Source organism: Microbulbifer variabilis (assembly GCF_052468405.1).
This window is the reverse complement of sequence record NZ_CP174343.1, coordinates 759,014-783,668: the sequence shown is the minus strand read 5'-3', so window position 1 is coordinate 783,668 and position 24,655 is coordinate 759,014. Positions and strand designations below refer to the sequence as shown.

Genomic DNA, 24,655 nt, shown 5'->3' with positions numbered 1-24,655 from the left:
ATAATCCTTAAAAAAATCCATATATAACTTTTGTCGGAGTAGAGGCCGTCTTTGTGTCTCAAAAAATTACTAACGCGAAAAGATAGCAACTTTGTTTCCATCCAAATCTCTGAAATATGCACCATAGTAAGCCCCCTGATTTCTCTCTCCAGGTTCGCCCTCACTAATAGCACCCAATTCTATTGCCCTAGTAAATATGGCATCCACCAGTCCTGCATCTTCCACCTTAAGAGCCACCATAGTGCCATTGCCATGAAACGCTGGCTCACCATCAAAAGGAACCGTAATTGATAACTTTGCTGTTGAGTTCGGAAATCCCCAAAATATAACCCGTTCAGATGAATAGGTTTTTGTAGCCTGTATGACAATTAAAATTGCATCATAAAAGCGCTCAGCTCTCTGAAGGTCATTAGTGCCCAATGATATATGCGAAATCATCTAAATATCCCACAAATAAAATTACGTACTTTTAGGTTCTCAATGACGAAACAGCTTAAAACTCTCCTTGTGGTTATAGACGTCAATCAATACGTACATCAATTGACCAACAGCCACATTACCTCATCCAAAATCCAATAAAAAGCATACTCCCTTGCTAAGCTTTCAACATTCCCGGTAACAGAAAACAGGAGAATAGCCATAGACACTCCCATTGTTCTAATTCACGGCACTAATGCTGGCCCTTGGACTTTAGAGAATTTTCATAACTACTTTATTCAAAAAGGATTTAACTGCCATAGTCCCGCCTATCGGTACCATGAAACCCCAAAATCAGAAGCGGCTCATCGACTCCTTGTCGGAACAAGCATTACAGACTATGTAGAGGATATAGCAAAATTTGTTATACATTTGAATAGAAAACCAATTCTAATTGGACATTCCTTAGGAGGAGTTATTGCACAAAAAATAGGCTCCATGGGCCTAGCGCAAAAAATAATCTTATTGAATGGAAGCACTAACTGGGGAATTCCACCCACAACCAGCCAGGAATGCAGTCTTGGCAAAATGTTTATGGCATCGGGGAAGTTCTGGGAGGATATACTATTACCCGACTTTGAAACAATGGCAAAATTCGGGCTCAACAAACTAAACTTATCTGACCAGCACCTTGTATTTAATCGTTTAGGACCGGAATCAGGCAGAGTGCTTTTTGAACTATTCTTCTGGATCTTTGATGAAAATAAAACCACCAAAATTGAATATGAAAAAATAAAGTGCCCTATTCTAATGATCTCAGGCTCTGAAGATCTCGCAATACCACCCTCTACAGCACGGCTCATCGCCAAGAAATGCAATTCACAAACCACCTTGCATGTTGCGGAAGGCTATGGCCACTACTTAATGCTAGAACCCAAATGGATAAATATTGCTGAATTTTGCTATAAGTGGATAACCGAATAGAAATCTTACATTTAATGTAAATTAAAATTCTTAAATTCTAAGAAACCAATTCTAAAGATCTTTCAATCAGCCAATACCCACTCACCACACCTACTGGGTAAACAGCTGATGTAGACGGCATCAAACCACGAAGTGAGTATACTGAAAAACCCCATCTTAAAAATATCAACTTAACCATATATGTCAAAAGAAGCACAAATAAAACAAATACCAATTGACCAAGCTCGACACCAGCATTAAAGCTAATCAAGGCTACTAATTTTTGGTCGTGAGGAAGGCCCAGCCCTGTCAATGCACTGGCAAACCCAAATCCATGTAACAACCCAAAACCGCTAGCAACAATAACCGGGAATCGCCAAGACAAAGTATTCCTATCACGAGAATGCCCTGCATTAATAATCTCAGCCGCTAGGACCATAATACTTAATGGGATTAATACTTCTACAACATCCACCCTTATGGTAAAGAAATTCAAGCTTGCGAGCCCCAGTGTGATCGAGTGACCTAGCGTAAAGCCAGTTACCGCTATCAAAACACCCCGAAGCCCCCTTGCAATAAAAACCAGACACAAAACAAAAAGCAGGTGATCGTAACCTTCTAAAATGTGTAAAAATCCAGCTTTAATATACTGCCTCACACATTCCCAGGCAGACAAATCAGCAGGCAGATTTACTTCCAATACACCTGGGCCATTAAAAAGGTGGACAGCATCCCCATTTATCCTTTCAAAGTGAATCAAGGTAGATAGCACTGGATTTGCAACAGGGTATACAAGATATATTTGCAAATCAGTAGTAGGGCTTTTAATAGTATTGAAGCTTAGAGATTGGCACTGATACATTTTTACAGCAGAATGACGAGGAACCTCAACTCCAGAGATTTTTTGACAGTCTGCACCCTTTAAGTAAATATCGGGCTCAGTACCCGGCTCCATCACGGGAGGGATCTTCCATCGTAAACTATAGACTTTTTCTGAGACCTCCTGCAATTGAATATAAATTGGCCTCCCTTCATGGGCAAAGCCAGGACGACCATAGATTCCACCCACCAGAAAAATTAAAATAATTAATCTTAACCTGCAGGAATATCTATTTAACATAGGTAAAATCCGCAGACAAATCCTGTATTGAAAGATCCCATTCAACTCGATATTGAGCAATCAATTCCTGTATCTTACGTCGCCTCATATCATCCATTCTTTGACGGCGATAGTCTTCTAATACCAGAGGAGCAACCTCTTGAAAATTTGGCAGGCGACTGGGATTATTCTCAACCACCAATACTAAATGCAATCCGTAAGGGGATTGATAAGGCCCGGACCAAGTGTTTATTGGCAACTGAAATATTTTCCGGGTCATATCCTCCCCCATATGACTAGCTACCAGTTGACGCGTTCGCGCCACATAATTTCGGTGAAATATAAATCTATCTCCATACCCTGCGGATTTTTCAAAAGCCACTGACTTTTCCAAAAGGTGATCCAAGGTCTGTAAAGCTACCTCCTCTAGACTGTTATTAAATTGATTCCTGGAATCAAAAAAAACATGAGTGAAAGTCACAGAAGCTTCAATCCGGTACTCTTCCTGATGAAGCCAAAAGTACTGCTCTAAATCCTGCCGGGAAACATTAATATCACCAACAAAGCCATCTGTAACATACTCAAGCTTTTGAATAAGGCGACGACGTATGATCTGATCATTATCCTGAAGGCCAAGATTCATAGCCTCGCGGTAAAGCACTTCCTCCCTAATATAGTCATGAATCAAGTCTGATCGATCAGAGGGGGCCAAGCTCTGCCAGTAAGTCCTGGCAAACCTCGGGTTGAATGTTTTTTTTTGATATTGAATATATTCAATTAACAAATCTTCATTCAAATGTAGAATATTCGTTTGATCCGATGCTCCTGCCTTTGGATCCACCAGCTCAATACCAACAAATAGAAACAAAGCGATAGCCAAAAAATGTACCAATGGATCTCTACCCAGTCCTCCCAAATTCTTCAGCATTTAAGCCTCCCACTAAAAACCTCTACAACTACTAAGCTAATAAGGTTAAGCAATGATCGCCTCACTGTACCATCAGACTTTATTCATTGATTAGCTACGGCGTATACCAAATAGGTGAGGTATAGGCACGCTCCTGAATAATTGCCGGGCCTTCAGAGGGTATCTGAACTCTTCCATGGTTGATTTCTTTTGCTGCCACCGCATCGTAAAGGGAGTGACGCGGCGTTGGAATCTGTAAAACACGAACATAATAAAAAGCCCTCTGGTTCATATCAAAGCCTGGATCCTGCCATAACGTGGACAACTCGATAGAACCCAGGGTATTGGTATAAAGGCCTGTCTCGCGGTCAACAGTATCACCCACCGGAGGTAATTGACCTCTGTTATCCAGGGACCGCTGGCCAGACCAGGCTACGTTAAAGATCTGCTCATGACTGTGCCCTCCCTCGTCGAGCCATGACTTTACAACTTGGACTCTATCAAGATTTGCTCCTTTGGGATCTTTAACAGCACGTATCAGTAATTGTATCGACTTATCTGAAGCTTGGGGCCTGGTTAAATCCCCCCCCATAGGCACTCCATGGGAATAACCCAATTCAGCAATATTTTCTGCATCTATTGCATGCTTTGGGAAACTCCAACCTGCAAAAACACGCACTTGAATTCTCGGCCCTGTAGTTGCATAAACCTCACGACGCTTAAAAGCGGCAAACAGGCTTTCTCGTGTATTTTCCTCGGCCCAAACTGCAGCAAGACCAGAAGCTGACATATTCCAACCAGTTGCTTTGGTTCCGCCTATGACAGTATTTTTCCGCTTGCCCTCCGGAATTGAATCATGGGCAAATTTACCCCAGAAGTTTCCCTCTTCAGCACTCGATATACCGGTATGAGAATCGGTGGACCCAATCAATCCAAACTTATAGGGATTCATCCCTATTTTCTCTCCAATCTCCAAACCAGCCCTTAAGCCAGAGCGCACATAGTCGCCTTTAGCTACACGATAAGCTTCTGGATCAGCTTGTAAGTAGAAAGGATAATTTTCGAAGTCAGCAAAGGGATCCATAGGTGAAAGCTGTGAGTGCGTCTCGGAATCCCCTTTTATTTGCGTCATCTCAACCAGGGGCTCCCAGCGCATGCGCGTTCGTGCATACTGTGTGTCGATCGGCTCACCACGCAGAGTGGTTTCTGCAAACATGTACCCTTTTGACACATTGGAGTTATGGGGGATAGCAATGAACTCGCTACCAGTTCGCTCTGACGTTTCATCCAACCAACGCCATAATTCCTCTGGATATTGACTCTGGTCTGACCCAAAAGGCAGATATTGCTTAGCCTGTTTGGAACCATTGGGGGAAACTACCACCCGATGCAGGTTGGCCCCTGTAGGGGTTGAACTCCACTCCCAACCTATAAAGCTCGTGAAAGTACCAGGTTGATAATGACGCTCGGCTGCATCAATGATTTCATGCCAAGCAGTTTCCCGGGTTTGATTTAAGTCCCCGAGCACCGGCTCTGGGGCAATATTGGCAGGGTCCTGTACTGGATCAGCATCATCCTCCGAGTTGAGCGCCTGTATCGGCAGCAACTCATTAAATATATCCATCCCCTCATTCACAGATACTTTATAGCGAATATGCTGCTTGGCGAACCAGCGCTTTATTGATTGGGAAATGGGTAATTCTGTATTTAGCTGGTCTGTTTCGTTAACTATCGCCCTCATCACCCCCAATCCCTCTGCATGATCGGAGACCACAAGAAAGTCCAGCGGTGTATCTATTCGTACCTTAGCATGAGTATAAGGGTGAATAACCGGTTGTCCCTTGGCCCACCGATAAGCAGTATCAGGTGTTGCCGAGTAATTTTGACTTAAAAAGGCATCGAATGAGTAAGAGGTATGTAAATGCATATCTCCCCAGAAAAGCTGGGTGGGCTCATCAGCCATCACACTTCCATATAATGCGGAGGCTGATAAACCAGTAAGTACCACTATTCTTTTAATTAAATTGTGCATAGTTCCCATCGCATGAGTATCGGGACTTACTTTAAAAGCAGCAGGTTTCCTTAACATACCAAGACTGTTAGGCTAATCTTGGAAGAATGTAGAAATACTGATTTTGATGCTAATAGTTTGGCCTATGCACTTCTTTACTTAACTGGCCAAACTCTTGACCAATTAGGACAAGCTGGCAAATGGCTGAGAATGGACACACAACCATTGCAACCTGGGTTTTACCCATTATTGAGGCTTTAAAACCTTATTGTCCCCCCCGGGAAGCCCTGCGAAAGGCCGGTATCTCAGCCTGTAGCATAGAGGATACAAATAGACGTATCCCTTTGGAAAACATGAAAAAATTATGGAATCTGGCAGAGTCCTTATCCGGCAATGATTGCATAGGTTTAGAGGTTGTGAAGCATGTTAACCACACAAACCTCCACGCTCTAAGTTACGCTCACTTGGCCAGTAGTTCCATCAGAGAAAGCCTGGAGCGGTCATCGCGATTCTCAGAGGTAGTCAGCACTGCCATGAAAATCAGTATTCGCAATGAGCGACACGAAGTAATAGTCTCCTGGCACAAGGTCGAAGACTTGCATTATGAGCCCAGCATCCATGCAGTGGATGCCTTTATCGCCTTGTTAATAAAATCATGCAGGAAAATATCCCCGGATATCCACAAAAATCTGATTGCAATTAACCTTACGCGCACGAAGCCAGTCAACCCTGAACACCATCGAATGATGTATAGATGCCCAGTGGGATTTTCTGCAAGCACCTGTGAAATTCGATTAGAACGCGATTTTGTAGATCGGCACATCTGCTCAGGAAATAGTGAGTTGGCTAATATCAACGAACAGGCACTAACGAATTATCTATCACGCCTAAGAAAAAATGACATTATCAATATAACAAATAAAGTTTTAATAGATCTGATGCCTACCGGTGACCTATCCCAAGAAATTGTCGCCAAAACCATCGGAATCAGTTGCCGCAGTCTACACAGAAAACTTAAGGAAAAAGGTTCTAGCTATCAGGCAATACTGGACAAAACGCGTAAACACCAGGCTATTCAATACCTGAAGCAACAAGAGTTACCCGTGACATCAATTACCTATAAGCTTGGATTCAATGACACCAGTAGCTTTTCGAGGAGCTTTAAAAAATGGACGGGAAAATCCCCACGTGAATTCAGGAAACATGGCCAACAAGAAGAGCATAGCACCAGTGAATAAAACCTATCTCATCAATGTGTAATCGCATATAGCTTACTCTTTAAAGGCCGTTCATAGCTACATATCGGAACGCAACCCAAAAATATCTCTAAAGAAGAAACACACCACCAACCATAAGGTACATTATGTGTGACTGTTTGTGCGGGGCCGTATTACGACCACCGCTCTTTTCTGACTAATTGCTAATTCATTAAACTCTTACTCACCACTTCATAAACATCTTTGGAGAGCTCCCCGGAATTTGACACTCGTAATAGTGCAGCTTTCATTTTATCTGCCAAATCCCCCTGATATTTCTTCCAGCGCGTGATAGGAATTACCACTCTGGAGGCTATCTGGGGGTTTAACTTATCTAAGGCAATAACCTGGTCTGCAACAAACTCAAAACCACTACCATCATTTTTGTGGAATTGTTGGAAATTTCGATTGGCAAACCCACCAATTACTGCCCTCACTTTATTTGGGTTTTTCAACTCAAAGGCGGGATGCTGCATAAGCGCTTTGATATTATTCAGGGTGCCTCTTTTCGCGCTACAGGCTTGCTGTGCAAGCCAAAGCTCAGTAACTTGTGTATCTTCCTTCCAGCGGTCATAAAATTGATGAATGGCTTGTTCAGCGTATTGATCATTACCATAGTTAATCAATGCACTTAACGCCGCTGCTCTGTCTGTCATATTTCCAGCCGAATCAAATTGTCGCTGAGCGAGATCTAGAGCATCCGCAGATTCTGTGATACAGAGGTATTCCAAGCAGATATTCTTTAACCTGCGCTCAGCGATATCCTTGGCATTAGGGCTATAGGGCCTTTCAATATCAAGCTCAGCATACCGTTCTTTTAACTCATCAATAAGCGCGCAGGAGAGCGATTTACGAGCAAAAGCTCTTGCAGCGACAATAGCTTCAGCATCAATAGATACTGATTCCTCCGCAATGGAGTGCTCACTGGGCAAAAGCATAATTTCCGCAACCAGTGCCGGGTCTAGCTCTTTATCCAACAATATATTCCGATAAGCCAAAATGAGCTCTGGAGACAGTTTTAAAGTTAAACCTTCTTGGTATGCACCCTGAAGCAGATTCATAGCCTTAAACGCTAATCTTTGAGAAGCATCCCATCGATTAAAAGTATCCGAATCATGGCTCATCAGGAATAGAAGCTGCTCAAGACTATAGTCATAGCGTACTTTCACTGGTGCAGAGAAGCTTCGTAAAAGGGAAGGTAGAGGCTTCTCATTCAGCCCATTAAACTCAAACATCTGTTCACTTTCAGTGATCTCCAGAACAAGCTGGGTGGAGCCCGCTTTATCCAACGCGATATCGCTCCCTGTTGAGTCCAGTAACCCCACCGTAAGGGGAATGTGGAACGGGAGTTTGTCTTTTTGCTCAGGTATAGGAGGGCAAGACTGGCGAATGACAAACCTATATACACCCGTACTTTCATCAAATTGATCTGTCACATCCAAGACTGGCGTGCCAGCCTGGCTATACCAGCGACGGAACTGGGTGAGATCCACCTGATTAGCATCTTCCATTGCAACTATAAAATCTTCACAGGTAACGGCACACCCATCATGCCGCTCAAAGTACAGGTCACTCCCCTTGCGAAAGCCATCCGCTCCTAAAAGCGTATGGATCATACGCACAACTTCTGCGCCCTTTTCATACACAGTAAGTGTGTAGAAGTTAGAGATTTCCATATAGGAGTCCGGGCGAATAGGGTGCGCCATTGGACCGGCATCTTCCGCAAATTGATTAGTACGCAGCAAGGTCACATCTTCAATACGTTTAACGGCCCTCGAATTCAAGTCAGCGGAAAATTCTGCATCGCGAAAAACCGTAAATCCCTCTTTAAGACTAAGCTGGAACCAATCGCGGCACGTAACCCTATTACCCGACCAATTATGAAAATACTCATGACCAACGATTGATTCAATTCTTTGGAATGCCGAGTCGGTAGCGGTTTCCGGGCTGGCTAAAACACAGGCAGAATTGAAGATATTCAACCCTTTATTTTCCATTGCCCCCATATTGAAGTGATCAACTGCAACAACCATGAAAATATCGAGATCATATTCCCGACCATACACCTCCTCATCCCAGTGCATGGCACTTTTCAAGGATCGCATCGCATGATCACATTTGCCGATATTTTTTGCTTCAGTAAAAATCTGTAGCTTTACTTCACGTCCACTGGAAGTGGTAAAAGTATCATCAACATGCTGTAAATCTCCCGCAACCAGAGCAAAGAGATAAGCCGGTTTGGCAAAAGGGTCTTCCCAAGTAACAAACTGACGTCCGTCCTCAATATAGCCCCGATCCACTTCATTACCGTTGGAAAGCAACACAGGATGATCTATTGGGGCCACAATGGTAGTTGTGAATTTTGACATTACATCAGGCCTGTCTGGATAGAAGGTAATCTTCCTGAAACCCTCGGCCTCACATTGCGTACAATACATACCATTGGAGAGATACAGGCCCTCTAAGGATGTATTATCCTCAGGGTTTATCCGATTGTGAATTTCCAGGAGAAAATCTGGTTTCTCAACAATAATCGACAATCCCTGCGGTAACTCCTGATAGTCAGCGGGAGACAGCATGGTGCCGTCAATAGCAATAGACAGCAGTTCCAGGTCGATTCCATCCAGAAGTAAAGGCGGTATTCCCTCTTCGGCCTCCGGATTTCTACGAATTTTGAGACGGGATTTCACTAGGGTGGCCTTTGGCTCCAGTTCGAAGCACAAGTCGGTACTATCCACCAGGTAATCCGGCACACGATAGTCCTTCAGGTAAGTAGTCTTCGGCTGGGCATCTTGCATTGTTGAAACATCCTCAATAAGTATGTTCCTATCGGAACGGTAAGGGGATAAATAAATTGGGGTAAAAAGCAGTATTACAAGTTGAAATAATAAGCCTAACTATTAGCATTTCTTATAGGCTTGTATTCCCACTTATCACTCAGTAGATCAGAATAACAAGACCTTCTCCATGCCGGCTGGTTTGGAAGCCTCTCACCCTGACACTAGCATTCAGCAATTTTGCGGCCATTTACTTTCACAGTTATCTTTAAAGCAACAAACGGTCGGTGGGCTGCTTCTCACTCAGGTGGTCATTATGGGTAACAAGCTTATCGCTTTACTGTTTATCGTTGGCATTTTGCTTTTCATTGCTACGCCAGCTTCGGCAGCAAAGCTGGACGATGAGCTGAACTCCCGCATGGAAGCTCTCAAAATGGCCTTTATGCAACATGATGGTAATGCCATCAAAGAAATAATGACTAAAGACGGATTGATAGTTACTCCCTATTACAAGGAAGCCCTCGGTCCCGGACAGGTTGTTGAAAAGTTCAGAACCTTGGATATTAAGAAACACTCCTCTTATAAGGTCTCAATAACACCTCTGAGCGCAAAGACTGCACTTATGACCATGTATACATCTTTTGAGGGCAGCTTCGAAGATAAGCCAGTTTCCGCCTGGCTGTTTACATCCAGCCTCTGGGTCAAGGAACAGGGCCTATGGCGCCTGAAGCTACTGCAGGAGACCATAGTAGAAGCACCATGACTGCTTGTTCACATTTTTTCAGCCATGAATGAGTGAACCATCCTATTCACGAATAATCCAACGTTTGCACCAATGATTATCCGGCCAGTTTGATAAAATAGCCTTTTACCAACTTTATGGGAGCAGTTGTCCTGCATTGTATGCCACCTACTGCAGTCCATAAGCGAGATAACAAAGTTACCTCCTTTCCTGGAGCTTGAGGTTTAGCGTGCGAAAGCCCCGTATTCTTATTTTTACGTTTTTAACTATCCTGGCTATGCTGCTATTCGGCAGCTGGTGGAAGAGGGATATCGTCGCCCCTCAACTTATCAATTTATTTTCCGGTGAAGTAGTCATCAAGCAACTATCCGGGCTGAACATCAGTTTCAGGGAAGTTTCCATTGAGCGGATTCAACTGACATCCACCAGTGGCAAAAACCTGACTCTAGATAATGTTCAAGTACTCTACCCATTCCATGTACTTATCAGCCGGGATAACATCCAGAGAATAGAATTATCAGTTGACAAGTTAACTCATCAGGAAAGCAAACCGGACACACAGAATCCGACGTCTCATCTGCTCGCAGAAGAAATTATTTTTTCCCTAGAAAAGATCGCCCGGGATATCACTCAAAATATACCCGGAAAAGTGCTAGTGAAGGAAATCGAAATTAATAACAGCTTTATTGCTGGCCCACTCAGCATTGTCCGAGAAGACAGCAACATCCTCGCAGAATTACCCTATAAGACTATTGGATTTGATAACTATCACATCTCTTTAGAGCTAGACCTAACCCCAGACAAGATTTCTGTGAATGCTAGTATCACTCCAGGTTCTTCTGAATTAATATCCTATACGACACTGAGTATCTCGAAAGAGGGCAGTAACTATTGGAAGTTGGATGGTGAAGCAACTTCGAACCTGGAAGTAATTACTCCAATTATCAGGGCTACTCGGCTACTAAACCTATTTCCAGAAAGTGAAATTGACTCCAGCGGACGACTTACTGTAAATGCAAATGCACTTATCCCTGATAATATCTTTTCCCTTTCGGATTACCAGAATATCAATCTACAGGTGAAGAGCAAATCACTGGAAATTTCAGGTTTCGACGACAAATCAATCATAAATACGACGGCCAGGCTATCAACCACAACGCCTATTGAGATCGAGTTTAAGTCATTTTCTCCCCTACTACTCGAGTACATCACGGGTTCCGGTGCATTTGAAGTTTCATCTAAACATGATAACGAAGCTGATAAACCCCTGCTCAACTTGAAATTTGAGTCCGCTACTGACGAAGCACAAAGCCCCAAACTACACGCGGAGGGTTCTGCTTATCTCGATGCAGCAGAGCCTATACTACAATCGCTTCACCGGAAGATATTTGCTCCCTCATTTACAGTAACCAACTTGGGGGGCAAGCTGAAGTTTCAGAGTGAGATTTTCTTTAAGCCTGTCAACTCAACCTCGGCGTGGCAAAGCTGGCTAGAAAGGATTGGCATCAACTTTCTCCCTGGCAGTGAGATACACCTCAACACTTCAATATCAAACCAGGAAAAAAATTCCCTTTTAAAGTCCACCGGATTGGACCAAAGCCAAGCAGATGTAGAGATTGTAGATACGGTACAACTTATATTGGAGCCATCTGCCACCAACACTTTTGCGGCCTCTATCAGCAATGGTGGGGTTAATTCAAAATTACAAGCATCTGGTTCAACCACCTCAGCTGTTTTACAAATTAGACAGCTTAATTGCAGTTATAATAGGACTTCTGAATGCGATTTCAACCTGGACTTAATGGCACCAACCATTATTAACAAAACGATAAATACCGTCGTAAAGGAGCTTCATTCTTCTGCAAAAATCAAAATCCAAACGGACGGTGACATTCGAAAAGTTAAACTTGAGCAGATAAATACCACATTTGAAGAAATTACAGGGGGAGAATTCAAGCTAAAGAAGAGTGTTATTCAACAACCCCTAATGAACTGTGAGATAAAAACACTCTCTACAAGCTGTATTAGTCCGAAATGGAAAAATCAACTTGATGCATTTAACAGTGAATCTATTTCGTTATCTGGAGATTTGGTCTTAAGTGATTTTAACCTAAAAACTACCAAAAGAAACACTGAGCTAAGTGCCAACTTCTCCAGCAAAAACCTCAAAGTTATTACTCCTGAAAATTATTCAATGACACCAACCCTCACTGGGGTTTTCTCCCTGAACGGAGATAAGATTGAGGGAAAAAGCCAGCTCAATGCTGGGGCTTTGAGGCTTGATTCGAATTGGTATCATAATATCGAGCAGGCCACCGGTAATATTCATTTTTCCTTACCAGAGGTTGAATTCACCACAAATAACCCCCTCAGCAAGGCAGTTCAAGGTTTGCCCTTAGATATAGTTTCAGGGGCATTTTCTGCCAATGGCAATGTATCCTGGCCTTTACAACCAAAAAATTCCTTCAAGTTAATACTTACCAATATTGCTGCAGTCTACGGGGAAAGTTTTGCTACTGGAGTAGAAGGGACAATTCTACTGGAAAACGATGAGGAACATTGGTTTACGCCGAAGCCTCAGCCGCTATCAATACGATCTATCAATGCAGGACTCACTTTGGATAAAGTCCTTTTTTCTTTGTCTCTGGACAGGGAGCAGGATCTGTCGCTGAGGGATTTCTCAGCTGAATTTCTTGACGGGGAGCTGCGTTCAGAAGCGCTCACCTGGAATCTGGCCGATAAAACTCGGAGCAGTATCCTGTCTGCCAAGAATGTGTCCTTGGAACAATTGGCTCAGGAAACTGAGTCAGAAAACTTTGAAGCTGGCGGACATCTAGATTTGGTGATTCCTATTATAACTGGCCCCGACGGCATCACAGTAAAGCGCGGCCATTTGGAAGCAGTGGAGCCGGGAGGACGACTGAGATATTACGGAGCTTTTTCCCCTCAGATACTGTCGGGGAACCCGCAACTTAAGCTGATTGCGAATGCGCTCGAAGATTACGATTTCCGTACCCTGGAAGGCAGTATGGAGTACCCTCCCAGTGGTGACCTGCAGCTAAGCTTAAAGCTTGTAGGGCGCAGTGATTCCGTGGATTCAGAGCGGGATCTGATTATTAACCTCAATCTTGAGAATAATATTCCAGCCATGCTTCGCTCTCTTCAGGCCAGCCGCGATCTGACAGAAGCCTTGGAAAAGCAGCTGGACCAATAGGTCTGGATTAAAGTAGGCTCTTCGAAATTGGGGACTGGCTAATTCAGAGCCGGTTAAGGTTAAGCGAATACTATATGGGGAATATGGTAACTCCCAATATGGTTGGCAAACCTGGCCCAGATATTGAGATAACTGCTGTAACAGCAACAAATAGAAGGTACCTGAAGGTACGGAAAGGAGTAGCAGATGAGAGCCAGCCGGCTGATTTCCATAGGGCTGTTGTACGCTATGGTTGCCACAGGGTGCACCCCTACTGTGGCGGTAAAGGCTCCCAGTGAGCCAATCACTGTAAACTTAAACGTAAAGATTGAACACGAAATCCGGGTAAAAGTTGATCGGGACCTAGATACCTTGTTTGAAGACAAAGAAGGCATTTTTTGAGGAGGCAACGTATGCATATGTTAAAGAAGGCCCTGTTACTCGTAGGCTTCGTCATCGCACTTCCAGCAATGGCGATCTCACTCAATGAAGCCAAGAGTCAAGGGTTGGTTGGAGAGGCAAATAGCGGCTATATCGCTATCGTAGACGCTAGCTCCCCGGAGCTTGAGAAGTTAGTCAAAGAGATCAATGCAAAGCGCAAAACTTCTTATGCGCAAATTGCCAAACGCAATAATGTCGATATTGCTCAAGTAGCGGCCCGTGCCGCGGAAAAACTGGAAGCTCGCCTTTCTCCTGGGGAGTATTACCAGGACAATCTTGGGCGCTGGGTCAGGAAATAGATCAGACCCAATCTATTAACCTCAAATTGAATCGCTAACGGAAACCCCACGGATACATTGTCTTCGTGGGGTTTCCTCGGTTAAGGACCAAGTTTATAGGTTTCCAAACAAAGACAGTCCATCAAGTCCTTGTTTTTCCATGACTTCACGCAGGCGCTTAAGTGCATCAACCTGGATCTGGCGCACCCTCTCACGCGTTAGGCCGATTTCCCTACCAACTTCTTCCAGGGTGCTCGCTTCAAAGCCACGCAACCCAAATCGCCGGGAAACAACCTCACACTGTTTGTCGGGAAGCTCCCCGAGCCAGCGATTAATGCTATCAAAGAGATCACTGTCCTGAAGTAACTCAGCCGGATCAGACTCCTGCTGGTCGGGAATCGTATCCACCAGTGTCTTTTCCGAAGAGGGACCTATCGGAGTATCTACTGAAGTTACCCGCTCATTGAGCCCTAACATCCGCTCAACGTCTTCAACCGGCTTCTCCAATAAATTAGCGATCTCTTCTGCGGACGGCTCGTGATCCAGCTTCTGCGCCAGCTCACGGGATGCCCGGAGGTACACATTTAATTCCTTTACAACGTGAATTGGCAGGCGAATAGTCCGAGTCTGATTCATAATGGCTCGTTCTATTGTCTGACGTATCCACCAGGTAGCGTAGGTAGAAAAGCGGAAACCCCGCTCAGGGTCGAACTTCTCAACAGCGCGGATAAGCCCCAAATTACCCTCTTCGATCAGGTCTAGCAGCGCCAGGCCACGGCTGACATAACGACGAGCAATCTTTACTACCAAGCGCAAATTACTCTCAATCATGCGCTTTCTCGCCGCAGCGTCACCACGCAAAGCCTTACGTGCGTAATACACCTCTTCTTCAGCGGTCAATAAGGGGGAAAAACCAATTTCATTCAGATAGAGTTGAGTAGCATCCAAATTCTTCTGCAAATGGCTGTCGCCATCCAATCTGGTGACCCTACTCTTCTCTCCGGGGGAGGAGACGGAGTTATTTTTTGCCGCATTTCTCCGGGTACGGCCTTTACCTCTCTCTTCGCTGCTACTTAGTTTCTGCTCTTCATTCTCTACCGCCAACTCAGGAGGAAAGTCTTCTGCCTGGCCAGCCAAAGACTGGTCTTGCCGTTGTGCTTCCATTTCCCCTGCTCCTTGTACTTTGCCAATATCAGCCGCCCAAACACTCAAGAAGCTGATCAAAATACAATCAGGCACCATGAGTGTATGGCGACAGCCACTGAATCGGCCAGACCCTTCAGTCGTCACGATTACAGTGACTACCTCAAGTGGTATTAGTTAAAAGTCCATTTTTATTTACAGAGCTTTACTGCACCCATCCGGCTTACGGCAAGTAAGCAAGAGGGTCTACTGGCTGACCGTTTTTGCGAATCTCAAAGTGGAGCTTGTTGCGGTCGGTACCACTCGAACCCAGTTCCGCTATCCGTTGCCCAGCTTTGACTTTGCTGCCCTCTTTCACCAACAAACGGTGATTGTGGGCATAAGCACTCAGGTAAACTTCACTGTGCTTAACGATCAGCAGCTTTCCATAACCTCTCAATGCACTTCCCGCGTAGATAACGGTGCCATCGGCTGCTGCCAATACAGACTCACCCTTTTCTCCTGCGATATCAACACCCTTACGCAAAGGATCCCCTGAGCGGAAGCGGCTGATCAGTTGGCCTTGTACAGGCCAGCGCCAGCGAATAGAGCCTGCGCGCTTGGTTTGAGCCGTTTGGCGTCGAGGAGCTTTCGTTAAGGATTTTTTACTTGCTGTCGCGGCTGGCTTCTTTGAGGAAACCGGTTTACTCACAGTTTTCTTTGCGGCGATGGGAGCCTTTGAGGAGGCACTTGGAGGTACTTTTCCCGTCAGTTTAAGCCGCTGACCAGGATAGATATTATAGGGAGATCTAATGCCATTAAGCGCCGCCAGCTGCCGAAAATCCTTGCCGTATCGCCAGGCAATTGAATAGAGGGTGTCGCCCTTACTCACTGTGTGATAGTTGAGCCTGATACTGGGGGGTTGCTTCAGGGAACTGGTGGGAGCCATATGGCTACCACAGGAAACCAGAAGCAATAACAGGATACTGATGCCTAATATTTTTAACACCCCAAACAAAAAATGACCAGAAATGGGGGAATTGTTCCGCCAAAACAGGCCTTTAGAGCGTAGCAAAAGATGACATTCCATTATTCTCTTTTTACATCAGACCACGGCATTTATGGAAAAAGTGTCTAAAGAAAAGCTCCAAAAATTCCGGTGAACGCTTCATAAAACGCTGCCATACCGAGATTTTCCAGATCTTATTGCGGTGTGGCGCTAGATGTTCCCCGATGAGCCCCTCCCAAAAAGTCTATTGTGAGAACCAACACCATGGCCGCCAGGGCAGCTGTAATAGCCCCACCAAGTTGTGCCGAATCCCCTGTTTGAGTCACAAAATCTGCCGGAGTGGTATTTGTTAACAGCGGTGCCAACTTACTGGACGTTTCTGCCTCTCCGGGCATAGGCAGTTTCCAAGGCCAAATTATTTTCAAACTTCCCAGCAAGATTCCAGCAAGAAAAGCCAGTGTACGAGCGACAAACCTATGCATCAACCACGAAAGTAATCGACTAAATAACATCAACCCAATGGCTGCACCTGCGGCAAAACAAATTAAATTTGTTATCTGTAACTCATGAACGGCGGAAAGCACCTTGGGGTAAATCCCAATCATCAACAAAATAAAGGCGCCGGAAATACCCGGAAGTGCCATTGCACAAATAGCCAAAGCTCCAGATAAAAATAATGTCAGAGGCGTTGCCGGGATTTCTCCCGGACGTAGCTCACTGACTGTAACCGCCAAAGCTATGCCCAGGAACAAAAAAACTATAACTGAAGGGGACCACCGCGGAATATTTCGTATAACCGAAACAGTGGATGCCAGAACCAAACCAAAAAAGAAAGACCAGACAACAATCGGGTAATTCTCCAGCAGTCCACTTATTAATCGGGCAAGACTAAAAATACTAATCAGCACTCCCAAAAACAGGGACAACAGGAAACCACCGTTTATATATTTCCAGGTTGCTGCAACGCCCTCCTTCCTTAGGAGAGTGATGCAGTGTGGGCCTATTCGGCTGAGAGAGTCCAGTAACTCCTGGTAAATCCCCGTAATAAAGGCGATAGTTCCCCCAGAAACCCCGGGGACCACATCTGCAGCCCCCATCGCCATACCTCGTAACACCACCCCAGGATAGCGACCTCTGAGGGTTTCATATAACTTCATCGAACAACACCACTGAGCAGCGGTACAAAGCGAACCGCCTCCAATTTTTCCACATCAAATTGATCACTATCCTGGCGACGGGTCACCATCGTCAAATACTGATGCTCTGAACCAACAGGAATCACCAACACACCATCAGGTGCCAACTGTTGCTTCAGCTCATCGGGAACTACTACCGGTGCTGCCGCAGCCAGGATTGCATCATATGGACCTTTTTCTGGCCAACCAAAGCCGCCATTGCTAAGTTTGTATTCAACATTATGGTGACCCAGCTCTGTCAAACACTTACGTGCCTTCTCCAGCAATGGTTCGACACGCTCTACAGAATAAAGTTGTTCCACCAAACGAGAGAGAATCGCTGTTTGGTACCCGGAACCCGTCCCCACTTCCAAAACGCTGTGCAAAGACTTGGCTCGGCTCAAGAGTAGCTCTGTCATTCGCGCAACAATGTAAGGCTGAGAAATAGTCTGCCCGTAACCAATAGGCAGGGCCGTATCCTCATAGGCGCGAATGGCCAGAGCCTCATCCAGGAACAGGTGTCGCGGTGTTGATGCCATTACATTGAGGACTTCTTCATTACTGATGCCCTCTTCACGCAATCGCTGTATCAGACGATTGCGGGTACGCTGGGAAGTCATTCCCAAACCTTCGTGTCTCAAGCGGTCCATAAGCTGTTTGATTCCATCCCCTGTATCGCAGCCGTCGCTTCCATTACTGAATTTTATGTGCCCGAGTTCACATTGACCAGATTGGCGACTTCCCTCAGCAAGGCGGTTGCGAACGCGCCTGGTGGAAGAGCAAATTCAAGTTCCAGGTTATCGCCACACCACTGGTAGCGAAAAGCCTCCGGACGTAATACCAGCGGTCTTCGCTCCTGCTTTAGGCCACAATGTTCCAGCCAGTTGCACCAGGGTTGCCATTCTCCAAGAACCCTTTCCTCAAGCTCACCTGCAATACCTACAGTTGGGTTGCGTCCGCGCCCCCACAAGGGACCACTGGGAGTGGCCTCTGGCTCCCCATCAAGGCACTCGAACCAGCTTTTTGAATTAACCCTCTCCGCCAGAACCTGGTTGAACAACCAACTGCGCGCTGCCGACATGGCAAAGGCTTTCTCACTTTTGCGGCATCGACCTTCTTCTTCCACCAATTGGCGCGCCAGATCCAGGTTACCGCCAGAAACACCGAAGCGCTGTTCACCAAAATAATTCGGTATACCCTCCCTAACTTGCTCCAGAACCTTGTCTGCAGCTTGGCGATCTCCCCGAATATTGCGCAGGCGAATTTTGAATCGGTTACCGGCATGTTCGCCGCGACGTAGCTTGCGGGCACCGCGAAATGTCTGCAGTAAAGAAACCTCATCACCATTAATCTGCAACCAATCGGCCTCAGGTTTTTGTCCAAGCCACACGCTAAACCACTGGGTGGTAACTGCATGCCGATCTTTCAAACCAAAATAGCTGACATCCAGTTGACGTACGCCGGCGAGTTTGGCCAATTGTTTCGCAACCCAGGCAGTGTTGGCACCTCGCTTCCGGATGTGCAGGTATACGTGCTCGCCATCATCACAGGGTTCTGGAAAGGCCAACTCATCGACAACAAAATCTTCCGGCTCAGTACGGAAATCTGCGGAGATTTCTGCCCCTCCCAAAGCCCGGGGCCAATTTAGGTTCCAGGCCTCAGACATGGCTATTCTCTAGCAATACCACAGCCTGAGCAGCAATGCCCTCTCCACGCCCAGTGAAACCAAGCTTTTCAGTGGTTGTGGCTTTTACACTGATGCTCTCAACATCCACATCACAATCCCCGGCAATATTTTCTCGCATGGACTGGATATATGGTGCCATCTTGGGGGCCTGGGCTATCAGGGTGGTATCCACATTCACCAAACGATAACCCTTACTATTAACCAAGGACAGGACATGCCGCAGCAATGTGCGACTATCAGCACCCGCATAGCGTTTATCCGTATCAGGAAAGTGGTAACCAATATCTCCAAGGGCCAGAGCTCCAAGTAGAGCATCTGCTAGGGCGTGTAAAAGCACATCCCCATCTGAATGGGCCTTTAAGCCAAACGTATGGGGAATTTTTACCCCACCAAGCACAACATGATCGCCAGGGCAGAATGCATGTACATCAAAGCCCTGACCAATTCGAAAACTCACTATCGTTTATCCTCAGTGGGTGCATAACGCAGGCGGAGTATGGCCTCAGCTACCATGATGTCTGAAGGATGGGTCACTTTAATGTTATCGCCCTGCCCCTCAACAAGTTGCGGCGAGTGGCCAAAAGTCTCAAGTGCACTCGCCTCATCCGTCACCGCTTCACCTTGCTCCAGCGCGCGATTGAGACAGGAATACAACACTCCCAATGGGGCGCGCTGGGGTGTCTGTGCCAACCATATCTGTGTGCGGTCAAGAGTTTGCTCCACACAGGGCACACCACTCGATTCATGACCGCGCTTTACCGTATCACTGGCAGGTCTTGCCAGGAGAGCCATAGGGGAAACACTCTCATCCAGAAGTGCGCTAATGTCATCCAGGGTCACGCAGGGGCGTGCAGCATCGTGAACCAGCACAGGGGTATCAGCCAATTCCCGTTCAGAAAGAAACTCTAATGCAGCAAGAACAGAATCAGAACGCTCAGCACCACCGGTAACAGTGTGCACGAATGGATGCTCCGCCTCCCTCAAGTGCTGGAAGAGTTGATCATCACCAGAAAGGGCTACGACAATTCCAGCGAGCCCGGGCCAACTTAAAATATTACGTAAGGTTAGGGATAACAGGGGTTGCCCAAGCAAAGGCAGATATTGCTTTGGCCGATCCGCGCCCATGCGTTTGCCAATTCCCGCAGCGGGTACAATCACCCAATAATCTGTAATCACTTTTTACCCTCTTCCGAATCCAGGAAGATAAAAAGGGTTTCCCCCTCTTTTATGAGTCCCAGGTCATAGCGTGCTTTAGCCTCAACACCATCGGTGCCCACTTTGAGGCTCCTTACTTCCCTCAATAGCTGACGATTTTCCCGAGCGAGAGCAGCATTTTTTTCCTGTTGCTGGTCGAGTTGTCGTTTAAGACGGGTAACTTCGGCGAGACTGCCTCCACCAACCCAAAGTCGATATTGGGTGGTAAGCAGAATGATAGTGAGAATTGCCAGCAGCCATTTCATACGAGATTACGATATTTCGCTTGTTCGTATTATAGATATTGCAGAGGAAGTCCTCTGCAATATCTATGTGCGATTCAAATATTGATTATTTAAATTCAGCACGGCCACGGTAAGGAGCGGCACCGTTCAGCTCAGCTTCAATACGCAGCAGACGGTTGTACTTGGCTACGCGGTCGGAGCGACACAGGGAGCCGGTCTTGATTTGGCCAGCAGCAGTAGCAACAGCCAGGTCGGCGATGGTGGTATCTTCGGTTTCACCGGAACGGTGGGATATCACTGCGGTGTAGCCGGCATCTTTTGCCATTTTGATCGCGTCCAGAGTCTCAGATAGGGAGCCGATCTGGTTGAACTTGATCAGGATAGAGTTACCCACGCCTTTCTCGATACCTTCTTTCAGGATCTTGGTGTTGGTTACGAACAGATCGTCGCCTACCAGCTGTACTTTGTCACCAATTTTGTCGGTGAGCACTTTCCAGCCGTCCCAATCGCTTTCGTCCATACCGTCTTCAATAGACAGGATTGGGTAGTTTGCGGAAAGCTCGGCCAAGTAGCTGGCAAAACCTTCGCTATCGAATTGCTTACCTTCACCGGACAGGTCGTACTTGCCATCTTTGTAGAACTCGGAAGAAGCGCAGTCCAAAGCCAGGGTGATGTCATCGCCCAGGGTGTAACCGGCTTTTTCTACCGCTTCAGCAATGACTTTCAAAGCTGCTTCGTTGGAAGGCAGATTCGGAGCAAAGCCACCTTCATCGCCAACTGCCGTATTCAGGCTGTTGCTAGACAGTACTTTTTTCAGGGAGTGGAAGATCTCAGCACCTTGACGCAGGGCTTCGGCAAAAGACTCAGCTTTAACGGGCTGAACCATAAATTCCTGGATATCCACATTGTTATCAGCGTGCTCACCACCGTTGAGAATATTCATCATCGGCACCGGCATAGAGTATTGACCGGGGGTGCCGTTCACCTCAGCAATATGCTGATACAGTGGAATTTTCTTGGAGGCTGCAGCGGCCTTGGCTGCCGCCAGGGAAACAGCCAGGATAGCATTGGCACCCAGCTTGGCTTTGTTTTCAGTACCATCGGCATCGATCATCGCTTTATCCAGGGTGCGCTGATCAGTTGCGTCCATACCTTTGAGCAGATCGGCGATAGTGGTGTTGATATTTTCAACCGCCTTTAATACACCTTTGCCCAGGTAACGGCTCTTATCACCATCGCGTAATTCCAGAGCTTCACGAGAACCAGTAGAGGCACCAGAAGGAGCACAGGCGGAGCCAATGGAACCGTCTTCCAGGATTACATCGGCTTCAACGGTAGGGTTACCGCGAGAATCCATTACTTCAAAGGCTTTAACAGCGACAATCTTGCTCATTTACAATGGGCTCCGTATTGGTACTTACTGAAAATAGGTTTTCGTAAATCAGACGTTATGCACTTTTGCTACAGCACTAAAGCTAAATAGCAGAGGGGAAAGTGCCGCGCGCCCGATCAGGGCGCGCAAAAAACTCTCTTTTTTATTTCGTATCCAGCGGCTCAAAACCTTTGATCAGGTCATCTACCGCTTTCATCTGCGCCAGGAATGGCTCCAGCTTCTCTAATGGCAATGCACTGGGGCCATCACACAATGCTTTGTCTGGATTCGGATGTGCTTCCAGGAACAGGCCGGCAATCCCGATAGCCAAACCTGCGCGGCCCAGCTCAGTGACCTGTGCACGGCGACCACCGGAGGCTGCGCCGGAAGGATCGCGCATTTGCAGTGAGTGGGTAACATCAAAAATCAGCGGCGCACCGCCGGAGGCATTGATCATGGTGCTAAAGCCCAGCATATCGACAACCAGGTTGTCGTAGCCAAAGCAGGCACCGCGCTCACACAAAAGAATATTTTCGTTGCCGCACTCAGCAAATTTCTCCACCACATTTTTAACTTGCGGCGGGCTCATAAACTGGGGCTTTTTGACGTTGATCACTGCACCAGTCGCTGCCATAGCGGCGACCAGATCAGTCTGACGGGCCAGGAAGGCCGGCAGCTGGATAATATCCACGACTTCGGCAACCGGAGCAGCCTGGTGTACTTCGTGGACATCGGTAATCAAGGGGACCTTAAAGGTGTCTTTGATTTCCTGAAAAATCTTCAGGCCTTCTTCCATTCCCGGTCCGCGATAAGAGTTGATGGAAGAGCGATTGGCCTTGTCAAAAGACGCTTTAAAAACATAGGGAATACCCAGTTTTTCAGTGACTTTTACATAGTGCTCAGCCACCTGCATCGCCAGGTCGCGGGATTCCAGTACATTCATACCGCCAAACAGCACAAAAGGCTTATCGTTGGCGACCTGAATATTTCCGACTTCAATGGTTTTCACTGTCAGCTCCCTGTCATCTCACCCCCAGCCACAGGCGCCGGGGATGGAATTACTGATTAACCCTGGTTTTCACGCTGCTTCATTGCCGCGGCAACAAAGCTTTCGAACAGCGGATGGCCGTCGCGCGGGGTTGAAGTAAATTCCGGGTGGAACTGGCAAGCAACGAACCAGGGATGGTTCGGCAATTCAACCATTTCTACCAGGGTATCGTCTGCAGACCAGCCGCCAATTTTCAAACCGGCTTGCTGCAGGCGATCAACGTAGTTGTTGTTCACTTCGTAGCGGTGGCGGTGGCGCTCTACGATGACGTCTGCACCGTAGATATCGCGGGCCTTGGTGTCTTTAGCCAGGCGACATTCCTGGCCGCCCAGGCGCATGGTGCCGCCCAGATCGGACTGCTCATCGCGCTTCTCGATATTGCCTTCGCTATCGATCCACTCTGTGATCAGGCCGATAACAGGGTGCGGGGTTTTAGTATTGAATTCAGTACTGTTGGCACCTTCGAGGCCGAGCACATTGCGCGCGAACTCGATAACCACAGATTGTAAACCGAGGCAGATGCCCAGGTAAGGAATATTGTTTTCACGGGCGTAGCGAACAGATTCAAGCTTGCCCTCTAAACCGCGCTCACCAAATCCACCGGGAACCAGGATTGCATCGGCATCCTTGATCAGGTCAATACCGTTCTCGCCCTCAACGTCTTCAGCGTTGATAAAGTCGATATCCACTTTGCAGCGATGCTTGATACCCGCATGGGTCAGGGACTCGATCAGGGACTTATAGGCATCCAGCAACTCCATGTATTTGCCAACCATGGCAATTTTCACTTCGTGCTGTGGGTTCAGCTTGCCATCGACCACTTGGTCCCACTCGGACAGGTCTGGAGCCTGGCATTCCAGCTGCAGCTTTTCCACAACGATATCGTCGAGGCCGTAACTGTGCAGAAGACGCGGTACGCCATAGATGGTCTTGGCATCGGGCAGCGGTACAACAGCGCGCTCTTCAACATTGGTGAACAGTGCAATCTTGCGGCGGGAGTCCTCATCGATCTCGCGCTCGGAACGGCACAGCAGAATATCCGGCTGCAAGCCGATAGAACGCAACTCTTTAACAGAGTGCTGGGTCGGCTTGGTCTTGGTTTCACCAGCAGTGGCAAGAAAAGGCACATAGCTCAGGTGGATCAACAGGGCGCGGTTGGTGCCCATTTCCACACGCAGCTGACGCACGGACTCCAGGAACGGTTGGGATTCGATATCACCTACGGTGCCACCGATTTCAACAATAGCGACGTCGACATCGCGGCCACCTTCCACGACGCGGCGTTTGATCTCGTCGGTAATGTGGGGGATCACCTGTACGGTACCACCCAGGTAGTCACCACGGCGTTCTTTACGCAGTACGGTCTCGTACACACGGCCGGTGGTGAAGTTGTTACGCTTGGACATCCGGGTACGGATAAAGCGTTCATAGTGACCCAGGTCCAGGTCAGTCTCGGCACCATCCTCGGTGACATACACCTCACCGTGCTGGAAGGGGCTCATGGTACCTGGGTCTACGTTGATGTAAGGGTCCAGTTTTAGGATGGTAACCTTGAGGCCGCGGGCCTCGAGAATGGCGGCCAGAGAGGCGGAGGCGATACCTTTCCCCAACGAGGAAACCACGCCACCAGTTACAAAAATATAGCGCGTCATGCAAAACCTTGGTCAGTTGAGCGCTCGATGAATGTCGAGCTTACAGGGCTGGCCCGGGCGGATAATC

22 protein-coding genes are annotated in these 24,655 nt (G+C 46.9%); 6 read left to right on the top strand and 16 right to left on the bottom strand.

Annotation, left to right across the window (positions count from 1 at the left end; genetic code table 11):
• Positions 1-69 precede the first annotated feature (69 nt).
• On the bottom strand, positions 70-438 hold the full coding sequence (locus tag ACJJJB_RS03825) for a VOC family protein (RefSeq protein ID WP_444945412.1): 369 nt from the start codon (positions 436-438) through the stop codon (positions 70-72).
• A 195-nt stretch (positions 439-633) separates the two neighbouring features.
• On the opposite strand from ACJJJB_RS03825, the gene ACJJJB_RS03820 reads away from it, so the two are divergent.
• Positions 634-1,401 carry an alpha/beta hydrolase gene (locus ACJJJB_RS03820; protein WP_445366263.1) on the top strand — a complete coding sequence of 256 codons (768 nt, stop codon included), beginning with the start codon at positions 634-636 and terminating at the stop codon, positions 1,399-1,401.
• A 37-nt stretch (positions 1,402-1,438) separates the two neighbouring features.
• Here the strand turns inward: ACJJJB_RS03820 and ACJJJB_RS03815 are convergent, their stop codons facing one another.
• From ACJJJB_RS03815 to ACJJJB_RS03805, 3 genes are all read right to left on the bottom strand, one after another.
• Positions 1,439-2,500, bottom strand: coding sequence for a HupE/UreJ family protein (locus tag ACJJJB_RS03815; RefSeq protein WP_444945413.1), 1,062 nt, complete (start codon positions 2,498-2,500; stop codon positions 1,439-1,441).
• Complete coding sequence (locus ACJJJB_RS03810; RefSeq protein WP_444901952.1) at positions 2,490-3,407, bottom strand: peptidylprolyl isomerase; 918 nt, start codon at positions 3,405-3,407, stop codon at positions 2,490-2,492. Before ACJJJB_RS03810 ends, ACJJJB_RS03815 begins: the two co-directional genes overlap by 11 nt.
• 94 nt (positions 3,408-3,501) lie before the next feature.
• Positions 3,502-5,349 (bottom strand): DUF3604 domain-containing protein, encoded by a 1,848-nt coding sequence (locus ACJJJB_RS03805; RefSeq protein ID WP_444945414.1) that lies wholly within the window; start codon positions 5,347-5,349, stop codon positions 3,502-3,504.
• A gap of 248 nt (positions 5,350-5,597) precedes the next feature.
• Between ACJJJB_RS03805 and ACJJJB_RS03800 the strand changes: the two genes are divergently transcribed.
• Positions 5,598-6,635, top strand: coding sequence for an AraC family transcriptional regulator (locus ACJJJB_RS03800; protein ID WP_444945415.1), 1,038 nt, complete (start codon positions 5,598-5,600; stop codon positions 6,633-6,635).
• A 182-nt stretch (positions 6,636-6,817) separates the two neighbouring features.
• Here ACJJJB_RS03800 and pepN read toward each other — a convergent pair whose 3' ends face one another.
• Positions 6,818-9,451 (bottom strand): aminopeptidase N, encoded by a 2,634-nt coding sequence (pepN, locus tag ACJJJB_RS03795; RefSeq protein ID WP_445365766.1) that lies wholly within the window; start codon positions 9,449-9,451, stop codon positions 6,818-6,820.
• 295 nt (positions 9,452-9,746) lie between these two features.
• On the opposite strand from pepN, the gene ACJJJB_RS03790 reads away from it, so the two are divergent.
• From ACJJJB_RS03790 to ACJJJB_RS03775, 4 genes are all read left to right on the top strand, one after another.
• Complete coding sequence (locus ACJJJB_RS03790; RefSeq protein ID WP_282951240.1) at positions 9,747-10,193, top strand: nuclear transport factor 2 family protein; 447 nt, start codon at positions 9,747-9,749, stop codon at positions 10,191-10,193.
• Between the two features lie 634 nt (positions 10,194-10,827).
• Positions 10,828-13,386: an intermembrane phospholipid transport protein YdbH family protein gene (locus ACJJJB_RS03785; protein WP_445365765.1), complete on the top strand. Its 2,559-nt coding sequence runs from the start codon at positions 10,828-10,830 to the stop codon at positions 13,384-13,386.
• A gap of 186 nt (positions 13,387-13,572) precedes the next feature.
• Positions 13,573-13,767, top strand: coding sequence for a YnbE family lipoprotein (locus ACJJJB_RS03780; RefSeq protein WP_353374970.1), 195 nt, complete (start codon positions 13,573-13,575; stop codon positions 13,765-13,767).
• Between the two features lie 11 nt (positions 13,768-13,778).
• The gene (locus ACJJJB_RS03775; RefSeq protein ID WP_020411740.1) at positions 13,779-14,105 is read left to right on the top strand and encodes a YdbL family probable chaperone protein; all 327 of its coding nucleotides are present in this window, start codon (positions 13,779-13,781) and stop codon (positions 14,103-14,105) included.
• 93 nt (positions 14,106-14,198) lie between these two features.
• Here the strand turns inward: ACJJJB_RS03775 and rpoS are convergent, their stop codons facing one another.
• The 11 genes from rpoS to pyrG all read right to left on the bottom strand — a co-directional run bounded on the left by rpoS (position 14,199) and on the right by pyrG (position 24,588).
• A complete protein-coding gene (gene rpoS / locus ACJJJB_RS03770; RefSeq protein ID WP_040628155.1) occupies positions 14,199-15,248 on the bottom strand; it encodes an RNA polymerase sigma factor RpoS in 1,050 nt (349 codons plus the stop codon).
• A gap of 202 nt (positions 15,249-15,450) precedes the next feature.
• A complete protein-coding gene (locus ACJJJB_RS03765) occupies positions 15,451-16,155 on the bottom strand; it encodes a peptidoglycan DD-metalloendopeptidase family protein (protein ID WP_353056844.1) in 705 nt (234 codons plus the stop codon).
• Positions 16,156-16,409: 254 nt separating this feature from the next.
• Positions 16,410-17,372, bottom strand: coding sequence for a DUF368 domain-containing protein (locus tag ACJJJB_RS03760; RefSeq protein ID WP_282951244.1), 963 nt, complete (start codon positions 17,370-17,372; stop codon positions 16,410-16,412).
• The gene (locus tag ACJJJB_RS03755) at positions 17,369-18,040 is read right to left on the bottom strand and encodes a protein-L-isoaspartate(D-aspartate) O-methyltransferase (protein WP_445365764.1); all 672 of its coding nucleotides are present in this window, start codon (positions 18,038-18,040) and stop codon (positions 17,369-17,371) included. Before ACJJJB_RS03755 ends, ACJJJB_RS03760 begins: the two co-directional genes overlap by 4 nt.
• A 53-nt stretch (positions 18,041-18,093) precedes the next feature.
• Positions 18,094-19,056 carry a tRNA pseudouridine(13) synthase TruD gene (gene truD / locus ACJJJB_RS03750; protein WP_445365763.1) on the bottom strand — a complete coding sequence of 321 codons (963 nt, stop codon included), beginning with the start codon at positions 19,054-19,056 and terminating at the stop codon, positions 18,094-18,096.
• On the bottom strand, positions 19,049-19,534 hold the full coding sequence (gene ispF, locus ACJJJB_RS03745; protein ID WP_444945419.1) for a 2-C-methyl-D-erythritol 2,4-cyclodiphosphate synthase: 486 nt from the start codon (positions 19,532-19,534) through the stop codon (positions 19,049-19,051). The genes truD and ispF overlap by 8 nt, the downstream gene beginning before the upstream one ends.
• Positions 19,534-20,253: a 2-C-methyl-D-erythritol 4-phosphate cytidylyltransferase gene (gene ispD / locus ACJJJB_RS03740; protein WP_020411733.1), complete on the bottom strand. Its 720-nt coding sequence runs from the start codon at positions 20,251-20,253 to the stop codon at positions 19,534-19,536. Before ispD ends, ispF begins: the two co-directional genes overlap by 1 nt.
• On the bottom strand, positions 20,250-20,537 hold the full coding sequence (locus tag ACJJJB_RS03735; protein WP_020411732.1) for an FtsB family cell division protein: 288 nt from the start codon (positions 20,535-20,537) through the stop codon (positions 20,250-20,252). The genes ispD and ACJJJB_RS03735 overlap by 4 nt, the downstream gene beginning before the upstream one ends.
• Before the next feature lie 85 nt (positions 20,538-20,622).
• Positions 20,623-21,909, bottom strand: a complete 1,287-nt coding sequence (gene eno, locus ACJJJB_RS03730; RefSeq protein WP_020411731.1) for a phosphopyruvate hydratase — start codon at positions 21,907-21,909, stop codon at positions 20,623-20,625.
• 142 nt (positions 21,910-22,051) lie between these two features.
• On the bottom strand, positions 22,052-22,897 hold the full coding sequence (kdsA, locus tag ACJJJB_RS03725) for a 3-deoxy-8-phosphooctulonate synthase (protein ID WP_020411730.1): 846 nt from the start codon (positions 22,895-22,897) through the stop codon (positions 22,052-22,054).
• 56 nt (positions 22,898-22,953) lie between these two features.
• Positions 22,954-24,588, bottom strand: a complete 1,635-nt coding sequence (pyrG, locus tag ACJJJB_RS03720) for a CTP synthase (RefSeq protein ID WP_282951248.1) — start codon at positions 24,586-24,588, stop codon at positions 22,954-22,956.
• Between the last annotated feature and the right edge of the window lie 67 nt (positions 24,589-24,655).

Bases quoted from the DNA above. Each gene is read 5' to 3' on its own strand.
- ACJJJB_RS03805 (WP_444945414.1), bottom strand. From the start codon at position 5,349: ATGGCTGATGAGCCCACCCAGCTTTTCTGGGGAGATATGCATTTACAT.
- ACJJJB_RS03780 (WP_353374970.1), top strand. From the start codon at position 13,573: ATGAGAGCCAGCCGGCTGATTTCCATAGGGCTGTTGTACGCTATGGTT.
- ACJJJB_RS03735 (WP_020411732.1), bottom strand. From the start codon at position 20,537: ATGAAATGGCTGCTGGCAATTCTCACTATCATTCTGCTTACCACCCAA.
- ACJJJB_RS03815 (WP_444945413.1), bottom strand. From the start codon at position 2,500: ATGTTAAATAGATATTCCTGCAGGTTAAGATTAATTATTTTAATTTTT.
- pyrG (WP_282951248.1), bottom strand. From the start codon at position 24,588: ATGACGCGCTATATTTTTGTAACTGGTGGCGTGGTTTCCTCGTTGGGG.
- ACJJJB_RS03760 (WP_282951244.1), bottom strand. From the start codon at position 17,372: ATGAAGTTATATGAAACCCTCAGAGGTCGCTATCCTGGGGTGGTGTTA.
- ACJJJB_RS03810 (WP_444901952.1), bottom strand. From the start codon at position 3,407: ATGCTGAAGAATTTGGGAGGACTGGGTAGAGATCCATTGGTACATTTT.
- truD (WP_445365763.1), bottom strand. From the start codon at position 19,056: ATGTCTGAGGCCTGGAACCTAAATTGGCCCCGGGCTTTGGGAGGGGCA.
- ACJJJB_RS03765 (WP_353056844.1), bottom strand. From the start codon at position 16,155: ATGGCTCCCACCAGTTCCCTGAAGCAACCCCCCAGTATCAGGCTCAAC.
- ACJJJB_RS03825 (WP_444945412.1), bottom strand. From the start codon at position 438: ATGATTTCGCATATATCATTGGGCACTAATGACCTTCAGAGAGCTGAG.
- rpoS (WP_040628155.1), bottom strand. From the start codon at position 15,248: ATGGAAGCACAACGGCAAGACCAGTCTTTGGCTGGCCAGGCAGAAGAC.
- ACJJJB_RS03775 (WP_020411740.1), top strand. From the start codon at position 13,779: ATGCATATGTTAAAGAAGGCCCTGTTACTCGTAGGCTTCGTCATCGCA.
- ACJJJB_RS03790 (WP_282951240.1), top strand. From the start codon at position 9,747: ATGGGTAACAAGCTTATCGCTTTACTGTTTATCGTTGGCATTTTGCTT.
- ACJJJB_RS03755 (WP_445365764.1), bottom strand. From the start codon at position 18,040: ATGGACCGCTTGAGACACGAAGGTTTGGGAATGACTTCCCAGCGTACC.
- pepN (WP_445365766.1), bottom strand. From the start codon at position 9,451: ATGCAAGATGCCCAGCCGAAGACTACTTACCTGAAGGACTATCGTGTG.
- eno (WP_020411731.1), bottom strand. From the start codon at position 21,909: ATGAGCAAGATTGTCGCTGTTAAAGCCTTTGAAGTAATGGATTCTCGC.
- ACJJJB_RS03800 (WP_444945415.1), top strand. From the start codon at position 5,598: ATGGCTGAGAATGGACACACAACCATTGCAACCTGGGTTTTACCCATT.